Genomic DNA, 12756 nt, shown 5'->3' on the forward strand with positions numbered 1-12756 from the left:
GAACAAAATCCTTGTCCAGCCGGCGAGTGCGCAACCTGGACGTATCGCGCCCGGAGCCACTGTGCGCTACCGTCCGAATGGACTGACCATCGATCGCCTGTCCATAAGCGACACTCTGACATCGCTCTCGGGAACGATCCCTCTATCGCCGATGGGCAAGACAACCATTTCGACCGTGTTCGGAATCGGCGTCCTGGGCTCACTCGCCACGCCCCGACCGAGCACGGCAGCGGCTTCCCGAAGGAGATCACCATGACTGTGCCACGCGAAGCACCCGCGGCGCCGGATGTCCTGTCTGATCCTGTGCGCAATCGAGGTGTCGCGTTCACGCACTCGGAGCGGGCGGAGCTCGGTCTGATCGGACGATTGCCGTCCGCCGTGCTGACGCTGGACCAGCAGGCCCAGCGCGCGTACAGCCAACTACGCCGGCAGACCGGCGACCTGGCCAAGAACGTGTACCTCGAGCAGCTGCACGACCGCAACGAGGTGCTGTACTACCGGCTCCTGACCGACCACCTGGCCGAACTGCTGCCGGTGGTCTACGACCCCACCGTCGGGGCGGCGATCGAAACCTACTCCCACGAATACCGCCGTCCGCGCGGTGTCTTCCTGTCCATCGACCAGCCCGATTCGATTGCCACCGCGTTCGAGTCGCTGGGGCTGGGGCCCGACGACGTCGATCTGATCGTGTGCACCGACGCGGAGGAGATCCTCGGCATCGGCGACTGGGGCGTGGGCGGCATCCAGATCGCGGTCGGCAAACTGGCCGTCTACACCGCTGCCGCGGGGATCGACCCGCGCCGGGTGATCCCGGTGTCCCTGGACGTCGGCACGGACAACGAGACACTGTTGAACGATCCGCTGTACCTCGGCAACCGGCACGCACGCGTCCGCGGGGCGGCCTACGACGCGTTCATCGCCCGATACCTGGACACCGCCTCGACGCTGTTCCCCAACGCGCTGCTGCACTTCGAGGACTTCGGGCCGGGCAACGCCCGGCGGATCCTGGTCACCTACGGCGACCGGTACCGGATCTTCAACGACGACATGCAGGGCACCGGCGCGATCACCCTGGCCGCCGCGCTGTCGGCGGTGAAGGTATCCACAGTGCCGATGCGGGAGCAGAAGTTGCTGGTGTTCGGGGCCGGCACCGCTGGGGTGGGCATCGCCGACCAGCTGCGTGACGCCATGATCCGTGATGGCGCCACCGCCGAACAGGCGACAGCGCAGGTGTGGCTGGTGGACAAGCAGGGACTGCTCACCAGTGACATGACCGATCTGCGTGACTACCAGCAGCCCTACGCCCGCGACCCGGCAGAGGTCAAGCACTGGGGCGTCGACAGTGGGCCGATCACCCTGCTCGACGCGGTTCGGCACGTGAAGCCGACGATTCTGCTGGGTACCTCAACGGCGCACGGCGCGTTCACCCGGGAGGTCATCGAGACGATGAGCGCCGGCACGCGGCGGCCGATCGTGTTCCCGATCTCCAACCCGACCTCCCGGATCGAGGCCATGCCCGCCGACGTCATCGCCTGGTCGCGGGGCAGGGCGTTGGTCGCGGTCGGCATCCCGGTCGCGCCGGTGGAATACGAGGGGGTGACCTATCAGATCGGCCAGGCCAACAACGCGCTGCTGTATCCGGGGCTGGGCCTGGGCACGATCGTCGCCGGCGCGTCGAAGGTGACCGCGGGCATGCTGCTGGCCGCGGCCGAGGCGGTGGCCGGCCAGGTCGATGTCGGCATGCCCGGCGCGGCCCTGGTGCCGCCGGTGGAGAACCTGCGCGCGTCCTCGGCGACCACGGCCGTCGCGGTGGCCCGGGCCGCGGTCGCCGACGGCGTCGCGACCAAGACGCTGGACAACCCCGTCCAGGCGGTGCAGGACGCGATGTGGCAGCCCGTCTATCCCGCCGGAGGACAGACGTCATGACCGACACCGGCGATCCAGCACCGCCGATCCTGGATGTCCCCATCGGCATCGCGGCCACCGGGACCCGCAGGGAGTCCGACAGTCTCGGCGAGGTCGAGGTGCCGGCGGATCGATACTGGGGCGCACAGACCCAGCGCAGCCTGAAGCACTTCGCGATCGGTCGAGACCGGATGCCGAAGGAGGTCTATCACGCCTACGGATACGTGAAGAAGGCGGCAGCCGCCGTGAACACCAAGGCCGCGCGGCTGCCGGCGTGGCAGGGCGGGCTGATCGGCCGTGTCTGCGACGAGGTGATCGGCGGCGCCCTGGACACCGAGTTCCCGCTGTACGTGTTCCAGACCGGCTCGGGCACCCAGTCGAACATGAACGTCAACGAGGTCATCGCCAACCGGTGCATCCAGTTGGTGGGCGGCACGCTGGGCACCAAGCGGCCGGTGCACCCCAACGATCATGTGAACATGGGCCAGTCGAGCAACGACACCTTTCCCACTGCGATGCACATCGCCGCGTATTCGATGACGACGGACCGGACGCTGCCCGCCCTCCGACGGCTGCGGGACGCGATCCAGGACAAGGCCTCGAGGTGGGCGGACGTGGTCAAGATCGGCCGCACCCACCTCGAGGACGCGACGCCGCTGACCGCAGGCCAGGAGTGGTCCGGATACGCCGGCGCGCTCGACGACGCGATCGACGAGGCCGAACACGCCACCGCCGGGCTGCTGAAGTTGGCGATGGGCGGCACCGCCGTCGGGACAGGGCTCAACGCCCCGCCCGGATTCGGCGCCGAGGTCGCCGCGGAACTCGCGTCGATGACCGGCGCGCCGTTCACGACCGCGCCGAACAAGTTCGCCGCCCAGGGCACCCTGGATGCGATGGTGCGCGGGCACGCCGGGCTGAAGGCGGTGGCCGTGACCCTGTTCAAGATCGCCAACGATCTGCGGTGGCTGGGCTCGGGGCCGCGGACCGGGTTGCACGAGCTGATCCTGCCCGCCAACGAGCCTGGCTCCTCGATCATGCCCGGCAAGGTCAACCCCACCCAGGCCGAAGCCATGCTGATGGTGGCCGTCCAGGTCATCGCCGCCGACGTCGCGGTGACGATGGGTGGCGCCGAGGGCAACTTCGAGCTCAACGCGTTCCGCCCCGTCCTGATCAGCAACTACCTGCACTCGGCGCTGATCATGGCCGACATGTGCGACCACTTCCGCCAGTACATGATCGAGGGCGCGGAGCTGAACCGGGCCAGGCTGGCGGAGAACATCGACCGGTCGGTGATGATGGTGACCGCGCTGTCGCCGCTGATCGGATACGACCGGGCCTCGATCATCGCCCACCACGCCATCGACCACGACCTCACCCTGAAGCAGGCCGCGCTGGCCAATGGCGTCGGCGAGGAGTTGTTCGACCGGGTCGTCGACCCGCTGGCGTTGACTCGAGGCGGGAGCGCCGACATGTCCTCCACCCCCCGAACCGCAGGGGGCGATCCGCGTCAGTGACGTCCATGCGCCGTGCACGACGTGGCCGCGGCTGGACGCCTGGGCGGATGCTGGACTTGATCGTGTCGCGATTCGTCCGAAGGAGCGGGCGTCGTGGAGGTTCGGGATCGGAGGTCTTGATGAAGGTCATCGTGGACCTCACCCGGTGTCAGGGATACGCGCAGTGTGCGTTCGCCGCGCCAGAGGTGTTCGCCATGCGGGGGGACGAGGCGTTGCTGTACGACTCGGATCCGGGCCAGGGCCAGCGGGAGAGGATCGAACGGGCGGTGGCCGCCTGCCCGGTCCAGGCCATCCTCGTCGACCGGGAGGGCGGGCGGCACCGCCTGTCGCCCGAGACCTCGCGCGGCCTCGGCGAGGAGATGGAGCGCATTGGGCGCATCGTCATCGTCGGCGCCTCGCTGGCCGGCCTGCGGGCCGCCTCGGTGCTGCGCCGGGAGGGCTTCGCCGGCTCGCTGACCATGATCGGCGACGAAGCTCATCCGCCGTACGACCGGCCGCCGCTGTCCAAGCAGGTCCTGATCGGCCGCGCCTCGGCACAGGGCACCGTGCTGCCCCGCCATGACGAGTTCGATGTGCGCTGGCGGTTGGGGGTCCCGGCCACGGGTCTCGACCTGGGCGGCAAGCAGGTGATCCTGGCCGATGGCCAGCGCGTGCGATTCGACCGGATGCTCATCGCGACCGGGTTGCGGGCCCGCGCGTGGCCGAAGGAGACAGCGGCCGGACTCGACGGGGTGTGCACGATCCGCACCCCGGAGGACGCGGAGGGACTGCGCAGGCGACTGGCCGCCGGCCCCAGCCGGGTGCTGGTCATCGGCGCCGGGTTCACCGGCTGCGAGGTGGCTGCCGCGTGCCGCGAGCTGGACGTGCTGGTCACCATGGTCGACCGGGGACCCGCGCCGCTGGCGGGGGCCCTGGGCGCGGTGATCGGCCGTATCGCGGCCCAGATGCATCGCGACCACGGGGTCGACCTGCGCTGCGGCGTTCAGGTCGAGGCGCTGGAAGGCGACCGGGACGGGCGGCTGCGGCGGGCCCGACTGTCCGACGGCACCACGATGGAGGTCGATGTGGCGGTGGCCGCGCTGGGCAGTGTCCGCAACGTCGAGTGGCTGGAGGGCGCGGGGCTGGCGGCGGGGCCGTGGGGTGTGGCCTGCGACGCCGGCTGTCGGGCTGTCGATGCCAACGGTGTCGTCACCGACGATGTGTTCGTCGCCGGCGACGTGGCGCGCTTCCCCCATCCCGTCTACGGCTTCCAGTACCTCGCCCTCGAACACTGGGGAAACGCCGTCGCCCAGGCGGAGATCGCCGCCCACAACATGATCAGCCCACAGAGCCGGCGCTGGGCGCACCTGGCGCTGCCGGAGTTCTGGTCCACGCAGTACGACGCCGAGATCAAGTCGGTCGGCGTCCCGACCTACGCCGACCAGGTCGTCATCCCCCAGGGATCGGTGGCCCAACGCCGCTTCGTCGCCGTGTACGGCTACCGCGGGCGCATCACCGCCGCGGTCGCCTTCAACCAGTCCAAGTGGCTGGAGTTCTACGCGGGACTGATCAACCAGGCGGCCCCGTTCCCGCCGTCCTTCCGCACTGTCGACCAGCCTCCCGACGTGCACCCGGTGCCGGCCGAGGTGCCGGTGCGGCCCACCTATCAGGCCACCGTCGTGGTCACCGGCCACACCCCTGGCCAGCGGCGGGCCACGTTGGTACGCCGACCGTACCTGTGACACCGGAGATGCCGACCATGACCGGAAGCAGCGTCTGGCAGCAGATTCTCGACCACTCCCACCGCGCCGACCCGTACCCGCTCTACACCGAGCTGCGCAAGACACCCGTGCGGCAGGTCGAGGACGGCAGCTACGTGGTGAGCACCTACCCGGAGATCGTCGCCCTGCTGCACGACCCGCGGCTGAGCTCGGATCTGCGCCATCTTCCCGAGATGGGCACCGTGTCCGGCGAAGGCCCTGGGCTGCCGCCGAGTTTCATCCGGCTCGACCCACCCGAGCACGACCGGATCCGGCGCCTGCTGACGTGGGATTTCGGGCCTCCGCACCGCCCCGGTCGCGTCGACGGCATGCTGCCCGACATGCGGGTGATCGTCACCGGCCTCATCGACGACCTGGTGGGCAAGACGCGGGTGGACATCGTCGACGAGTTCGCCTATCCGTTCCCGGTCACGGTGATCTGCCGGCTGTTGGACGTGCCTCGCGAGGACGAACCGCGCTTCCAGGCGTTGTCCGACGCGCTCATCCAGGTCGCCGACCCGACCACCGGATCGATCACCGAGCGGGACCGCCAACGGAACAAGGCCATGGCGAACCTGGGGCAGTACTTCGGCGGGCTGCTCGACGCCCGCGCCGACCAGCCCGCCGGCGACGACCTGCTCTCCGGACTGTTGCGGGCTTCCGGTGGCGACGAGCCGATGACCCGCGCACAGGTGCTGGCCAACGCGGCACTGCTGCTCGTCGCCGGCCACGAGACGACCGTCAACCTCATCACCAACGGCATGCTCACCCTGCTGCGGCACCCCGAGGTGCTCGACCGGCTCCGTCGCGGCGAGGAACCCGATCTGGCCGCCCGGGTGGTCGAGGAACTCCTGCGCTACGAACCACCCGTGCACCTCCTGCCCGAAACCCGCAACACCCTCGACGACATCGAGATCGCCGGTGTCACCATTCCCGCGGGGTCACGAGTGACACTCGTGCTCGCCGCCGGCAGCCGCGACCCGGCGTTGACCCCTGACCCGGATCGTTTCGATCCGGACCGCGCGCACAACGAGCACCTGGGCTTCGGCGGCGGCGTCCACTACTGCTTCGGCGCCCCGCTGGCCCGTCCCGAGACCCGGATCGCCCTCACCGAGCTCGCGCAGCGGCTGCGCAACCCCCGACTCGTCGCCGACCCGCCGCCCTACCGGGCGAATCCCGGCCTGCGCGGTCCTCGGCACCTCTTCGTCGACATCGACGCCGTCGACCCCGCCCGGCCATGATCTGACTCGTCCGTTGTCATCGGTAGGAGACGACCAGCGGCTGTCCGGTCGACTGGGTGGGGGCGGTGACGGTGATCGTCCGCGTGGTGGCGTTCCAGGTGAAGGAACTACTCCGCCCGTTGACGGAGACGCTGCTCGGTGCCGACGCGTTCGTGAAGGCCACGGTCCACTGGCGCTGCGTGACCTGCCCGGCGAAGCTGCCCATGGCCGGCCCGATCCGGACCTGGTGCTGGCTGTCCGTGTACTGGATCGGCGTGGACGCGCTGTGCTTGGCGTCGGTGCCGTTGTCCTCGTACAAGGCAGTCTGGCCGTCGGCGCCGCCGGACGCAGTCACGGTCGCCTTGGTCAGCGGGTTCTGCACGTCGTTGGCGACGTTCGACGTGCGGGTGGTGACGATGCCGCCGGAACGCACGAACACCGGCATGGTGCTGAGGTCGGTGCTGACGTTCTGCGTCGTGCCGCCGGCGTAGGTCTTGCCGGTGAAGTAGTCCGTCCAGCTGCTGCCGGGCGGGAACCAGACCGACGTGGTCGCGGTGCTGCCCGGCGTCGTCACCGGCGCCACCAGCACATCCGGCCCGTACAGGTACTCGTTGCCGTCCTGGGCGTACGCGTCCTGCTCGTTCGGGTACTGGAGGTAGAGTGGCCGCACCACCGGCAGCCCGCTGGTGGCCAGCGTGTACGTGTACGGGACGAGATCCTCGCGCAGGTTCAGGAACTTCTCGGCGGAGTTCTTCGCGTCCGTGCCGTACTGCCAGGGCAGACGGTCGCTGTGGTTGCCGTGCAGCCGGTCGATCGGCTGGAACGTGCCGAGCTGCACCCACCGGGCGTAGAGGTCGTCGGGATCCTTGGTGCTGCCCGGTTCCGAGCCGGCGGCCTGCGTGCCGTCGTTGTTGAAGCCGCCGATGTCGTGGCTCACCGCGGAAAGGCCGGTCGCCGCCGACTCGCCGGGGGTGTAGCCGACTTCCCACTTCAGCACCGACCAGTTGGACGTGGTGTCACCGGTGAAGTGCATGGTGGTCCGCTTGTCGGCCCACGGCCCGGTCGGCAGCCCCGCCTGCCCGCTGTAGCCGCCGGCCTGGAGCGACCCGTACGCCCGGGAGAACGCGAAGCCGCGGCCGATCAGCTTGTCGCTGTCGGTGGCGTACTGCTGGTTGATCCACGCGTCCGGCGTGACGCCCGGCAGCGACGAGAAGGAGTTGTCGCAGCACCAGTCCAGCCACCAGAAGTCCGCGCCCTGCTGCTCCATCGCCTGGTGCAGGTCGAAGTAGGCCTTGAGCTGGTCGGGCTGGCCCCAGTCGAAGACGTAGGTGTCGCCGGACTTGGCGAGCCCGTTGTGGGCGGTGGCCTGTGCCTGCGCGAACTGGGGGTCGTTCGGCACGATGCTGGAGTGGATGTTGAGGGTGTTGTGCAGCCCCTGCGCCGCCGACCAGTCGAAGAAACCCTGGGGATCGGGGAACTTCGCCGGATCCATCTCCCAACCGTCCCACGTGCTCGGGGACTTGAAGTCGGTGTCGGTGACCAGCACGTCCAGCGGCACGCCGTCGGCGCGGAACTTCGGCAGGATGGTGTTCTCGTACTGGGCGGCGGTCCGGTCGTAGTACTCGGAGTACCAGACCCCGTAGGCCCAGCGGGGGAGGAGCTCGGAGGGGCCGGTCAGCCGCGCCAGGTCGGACAACCCGCGCTGGTAGTCGTGGCCGTAGCCGAAGACGTAGCCGTCCTGGTAGGGGAGCCCGCTGTGGCCGGGCCGCTGGCTGACGGTTCCGTTGCTGTACAAGGCCGACGTGGTGTCGTCGAGCAGGCTCCAGCCGTCCTGGTACAGAAGGCCGGGCGTGGTGACCGCGTAGCCGTTCACGCCGTCGAGGCCGCGGCGGTAGCCGCCGAGCGGGGCGTGCGGGGCCAGCAGCGGAGAGCCGGTGGGCGTCACCGCGACGGTGTCGATGTTCAGCTGGCAGCTGTTGGCGTCCGGACATCCGATCGCCACGTCATTTGCGCCGGCTTGAAGCGTGACCGGGGTGGCGATCGTGCGCCAGGCGTCCCAGCTGCTGGTGGTCGGCAGCGACACGGGAGTGCCCTGCACGGTCACCGGCCGCGGGGCCGGCTGGGCGTTGGAGTACCGCAGCTGCAAGGCATACGTGCCGGCTGCCGGCACGCCGGTGACGTGGATCGTGTCGCTGGCGCCGGTGCCGAGACCGGCGACGAAGCCGCTGCCGGAGAAGTCGTTGTGGTCGGTGGCCAGCGACGCCGAGCCGCCGAACGCGCCGGCCTCCGCCTCGCACACGCCCCCGTACGCGCAGGTGCTGGCCGCCGGTGGGGGAGGAGCGGGGTAGCCCGCGCCGGGGGTGACCAGCGCGAGGCTGTCGATGTTCACGTTGCCGGAGTCGTTGGGGCCACGGGCGATCGTGACGTTGTGCGTGCCGGCCGTCAGCGTGAGGGTCGTGGACACCAGCGCCCACGTGTTCCAGTCCGCAGTGGTCGGCAGGGTGAGGGTGTGCGCGACGCCGTCCGCCGAGGCGGTCAGCGTGCGGGTCGTGTTCTGCCCGTCGCCGCCGGTCGCGTTGGCGTAGCGGGCGTCGAGCTGGTAGCTGCCGTCGGACGGCACCGTCACCTGGAACGACAGCGAGTTGCCGGTTCCCTGGAAGCCGGCGGCGAAGCCGCGGCCCGTGTAGCCGGTGTGGTCGTTGGCGACGGCGATGCCATTCAGCGTCAGGTCCTCGGCCTCGCAGAGCACGCCGGGGGAGCAGGAGGGGACCACCCACGGCCGTCCGGTCACGGTCTGCGCGCCGGCCTTCAGCTGCACCTGGAGGTTGTCGCTGCTGAACGCGCCGGAGCCGGTCCTGTACCGCAGCGTCAGCGACCCCGTGTCGATGGTCAGCCAGCCGTTCGCGGTGGAAGTGCTGAACTGGGTGTTGGGGAAGCCGTCCCGGCCGATCGCGTTGAACGTCGGTGCGTCCACGAACTTCGTGTCGCCGGCGTACTCGGTGCGGATCAGCGTGGGCGAGAGGACCTCGAATCTGGCGTTGCCCGACGTCACGGCGTGCACGCGGGCGCGAGGCGCGGCTGAAGCCGCTGGTAGTTGGACGGACGTCGCGACCAGCAGCAGGGCCAGACCCGTCGCGACGCTGCGAACAGAGCTCATGGTCACTCCTCGGCGGCAGGGTTCGAGGTGACGCTCTGAATCGGTTCTACGGCCTCGACACAACGTTGTAAAGCATCTTGTCCACCATGGACACGGGGTTGACGTGGGGGAAATGTCAGGGACGTCCCGGATGCGAGGGCACGTCGCAACGGCGAAGGTGGCGGACGTGACGACATCCGATGACCAGCAGGTGGCCGAGCTCGAGGCGTTCGCGGCCGCGTACCGCGCCGCGGCGGCCGGCGTGAGCTACTCCGGGTGGCATGCCGGCGCGCGCACCGCTGGCAACAGACTGTTGGCCTATCACGACTCCGGCGCCGAGGCGGAGGTCGTCTTCCGGCCGGGGGAGCGGCCCCTGTTCAACATCATGCAGAACGGGCACCGCCGGCCCGACGACGACCGGCCGTTCACGGTGTGGAGCGTGACGCCGGCGATCTGCGGCACGGTCGAGCCGGGGGTGCGCCGGCTGGAGGTGATCAGCGGGACGGGCGCGGTCGTGCCGGCGGACATCGTGGCCCACACCTTCGCGGTGGACCTCCAGTTGGCCCCGCCGCCGGTGCTGCCGGACACGGCGTCGATCGACGACCGGCTGGACGAGGTCTGGGGCCTGAACGGGCAGGCGCACGAGCTTGCGCGGCGGCTGACGGCGCGGGTCCACGGCGACGACGGGCTGCTGTACGAGGGTTCTCTTCTGAACCTGAAGCACTATAACTTCAGTGACGACTGAAAACAGTCCGACCGGAAGGGCCGGAGCCAACAGCGGCCAGGAGTCCCGAAGATCGGGACGGGGCCGCCGCCGATGGTAGGAATGGCGGGTGAGCGAGCTCCAGAAGACGGATGACGGGTTGCGGCTGGCCGAGCGGGAAGCGGTGGAACTCGCCAGTGAGCTGATCCAGATCGACACCACCAACACCGGGGATCCCGCGACGCTGGTGGGGGAGCGGGCGGCCGCCGAGTACGTGGCGGGCAAGCTCGCCGAGGTCGGCTACGAGACGACGTACGTGGAGTCGGGGGACCAGGGGCCCGGCCGTGGCAACGTGGTCGTGCGCCTGGCCGGCGCGGATCCCAGCAGGGGAGCGCTGCTGGTGCACGGCCACCTGGACGTGGTGCCGGCGGACGCGTCGGAGTGGTCGGTGCACCCGTTCTCCGGCGCCGTCCAGGACGGCTACGTGTGGGGCCGCGGCGCCGTCGACATGAAGGACATGGTGGCGATGAGCCTGGCGGTGGCCCGCCGGCTCAAGCGGGACGGCATCGTGCCCCGGCGGGACATCGTGTTCGCCTTCCTGGCCGACGAGGAGGCCGGCGGGCAGCAGGGGGCGAGCTGGCTGGTGGACAACCGGCCGGAGCTGTTCGAGGGCTGCACGGAGGCGATCAGCGAGGTCGGCGGCTACTCGATCACGCTCAAGGACGGCGTGCGGGCGTACCTGGTGGAGACCGCCGAGAAGGGCATCGCCTGGCTCAAGCTGCGGGTGCGCGGCCGCGCCGGGCACGGCTCGATGGTGGCGGAGGACAACGCCGTCACCAAGCTGTCCGAGGCCGTGGCCCGGCTCGGCCGGCACCGATTCCCGGTGGTGCTCACGGATTCCGTGCGCGAGTTCCTCGCCGGCGTCACCGAGCTGACCGGCCTGGAGTTCCCCGAGGACGATCTGGACGGCGCGATCGCCAAGCTGGGCGGCATCTCCCGGCTCGTCGGCGCAACGCTGCGGGACACCGCCAACCCGACCATGCTCAACGCCGGCTACAAGGCGAACGTGATCCCGTCGGTGGCGGAGGCGGCCGTCGACTGCCGGATCCTGCCGGGCCGTGAGGAGGCGTTCGAGCGGGAGCTGGCCGAGATCCTGGGGCCGGACGTGGAGCGGGAGTGGCTGAGCCTGCCGCCGGTGGAGACGACGTTCGACGGGGCCCTGGTGGACCGGATGCACAGCTCGATCCTGGCCGAGGACCCGGGGGCGAAGCTGCTGCCGTACATGCTGTCCGGCGGCACGGACGCGAAGTCGTTCCAGCGGCTGGGGATCCGCAACTTCGGCTTCGCGCCGCTGAAGCTGCCCGACGACCTGGACTTCACGGCGCTGTTCCACGGCGTCGACGAGCGGGTCCCGGTCGAGGCCCTCGAGTTCGGCACCCGCGTCCTGGATCGCTTCCTTCGAGAGGCATGATAGTACTATAGCTTCAGTGGCGACTAAAACTAATCCCACTCGCCACAACACAAGCCAAACCGCTGAAGAGCGAACCCGGCCGCGTCGCACCGAGTCCCAGGCGCGGCCGGGCAGTGGAGGTCGGACTCGCCGGGTCAGAAGGTGATCTCCGCGAAGGGGTCGGCCGGGATCACACCCTCCGGCATGACGAGTCGGGCCCGCTCGGTGATCGCCTCGAAGCGGTTGTACTGGTCAAGCAGGTTCTGATGGCTGGACCAGTCGGCGCTCAGGCCGGTCACCATCTCCGGCACGGTCCGGATGATCCTGACCAGCTCGCTCAGCTGTGAGGTCACCCGCCACTGGGCGCCGAAGTCGGCGGCGGCCAGGTCCACGGCCGCCGAGTAGGCGTCGTTGTGCCGGCTCATCTCCAGCACCCACGCCTCGCCGGCGACGGGGTTGGTGCCGACCAGGGCGTGCGTGGCCTGATCCACCTGGGTCACCTGGGCGAGATCCTGGGTCGAGAGGAAGCTGAGCGCCTTCTCCTTGACGTCCAGCGTCAGCGAGCTCCACACCCGGTCCGGGTCGTTCGGGTTCACGTGTCCTCCTGGGGTCTCGGCCGTTCGGGCCGTAGCACACGTGGGGCGCGGCGCCGTCCAGATACCGGCCGGCCGAGACCACCGGGTCGGCGCCACCCGACTGGCGTCAGGGTCACGTCGGAATTCGAAATGGCGACATGGCCGACCGGTTGTCCACCGCCATTGTTCGCCCCTCGGGCAATATCGCCTTCACCATTGATCGCGCGGCGGGCGTTGTCGCGGTTGTTGAGTACGGTGATCCCTGTCGAGAGAATGGATGAGGATGACTCGGAAACTCTTCGTCGCCGGCCTGACGGCCCTGGGATTGCTGGCGTTCGCGGGCGCGGCGTTGGCCGAGGCCCAGGCCGAGCCGCCGAAGTTCATCGGGACGTACAGCCGGGCGGCCTGCATCGGGACGGCGTCGTACCTCAATCTGCATTCGGAGCCGCCGTTCGATTATTACTGCGTGAACCGGCCCGGCGGCAGGTCCGACCTCTATCGGAATCAGGGCTGA

Annotated in this window: 9 protein-coding genes; 7 read left to right on the forward strand and 2 right to left on the reverse strand. The window is 69.7% G+C overall.

Features of this window, described 5'->3' with window-relative positions; genetic code table 11:
• Positions 1-252: 252 nt before the first annotated feature.
• The 4 genes from BCF44_RS19400 (at position 253) to BCF44_RS19415 (ending at position 6399) form a co-directional block, all read left to right on the forward strand.
• Positions 253-1926 carry an NAD-dependent malic enzyme gene (locus BCF44_RS19400; protein WP_116175727.1) on the forward strand — a complete coding sequence of 558 codons (1674 nt, stop codon included), beginning with the start codon at positions 253-255 and terminating at the stop codon, positions 1924-1926.
• The gene (locus BCF44_RS19405) at positions 1923-3419 is read left to right on the forward strand and encodes a class II fumarate hydratase (RefSeq protein ID WP_116175728.1); all 1497 of its coding nucleotides are present in this window, start codon (positions 1923-1925) and stop codon (positions 3417-3419) included. Before BCF44_RS19400 ends, BCF44_RS19405 begins: the two co-directional genes overlap by 4 nt.
• 119 nt (positions 3420-3538) lie before the next feature.
• A complete protein-coding gene (locus tag BCF44_RS19410; protein ID WP_116175729.1) occupies positions 3539-5140 on the forward strand; it encodes an FAD-dependent oxidoreductase in 1602 nt (533 codons plus the stop codon).
• A gap of 17 nt (positions 5141-5157) precedes the next feature.
• Entirely contained in the window at positions 5158-6399 is a 1242-nt protein-coding gene (locus BCF44_RS19415) for a cytochrome P450 (RefSeq protein ID WP_116176009.1), read from the forward strand.
• Between the two features lie 16 nt (positions 6400-6415).
• Here the strand turns inward: BCF44_RS19415 and BCF44_RS19420 are convergent, their stop codons facing one another.
• A complete protein-coding gene (locus BCF44_RS19420; RefSeq protein WP_116175730.1) occupies positions 6416-9535 on the reverse strand; it encodes a TIM-barrel domain-containing protein in 3120 nt (1039 codons plus the stop codon).
• A 166-nt stretch (positions 9536-9701) separates the two neighbouring features.
• Here BCF44_RS19420 and BCF44_RS19425 point away from each other — a divergent pair, with 166 nt between their 5' ends.
• Both BCF44_RS19425 and BCF44_RS19430 read left to right on the forward strand, forming a co-directional pair.
• Entirely contained in the window at positions 9702-10259 is a 558-nt protein-coding gene (locus BCF44_RS19425) for a hypothetical protein (protein ID WP_246015283.1), read from the forward strand.
• Between the two features lie 88 nt (positions 10260-10347).
• Entirely contained in the window at positions 10348-11688 is a 1341-nt protein-coding gene (locus tag BCF44_RS19430; protein WP_116175732.1) for a M20/M25/M40 family metallo-hydrolase, read from the forward strand.
• Between the two features lie 134 nt (positions 11689-11822).
• Here the strand turns inward: BCF44_RS19430 and BCF44_RS19435 are convergent, their stop codons facing one another.
• Positions 11823-12263 (reverse strand): hypothetical protein, encoded by a 441-nt coding sequence (locus BCF44_RS19435; protein WP_116175733.1) that lies wholly within the window; start codon positions 12261-12263, stop codon positions 11823-11825.
• A gap of 262 nt (positions 12264-12525) precedes the next feature.
• Here BCF44_RS19435 and BCF44_RS19440 point away from each other — a divergent pair, with 262 nt between their 5' ends.
• Positions 12526-12756, forward strand: coding sequence for a hypothetical protein (locus BCF44_RS19440; protein WP_116175734.1), 231 nt, complete (start codon positions 12526-12528; stop codon positions 12754-12756).

Origin of the sequence: Kutzneria buriramensis (assembly GCF_003387475.1) — a bacterium.
In the GTDB taxonomy this organism is placed as follows: domain Bacteria; phylum Actinomycetota; class Actinomycetes; order Mycobacteriales; family Pseudonocardiaceae; genus Kutzneria; species Kutzneria buriramensis.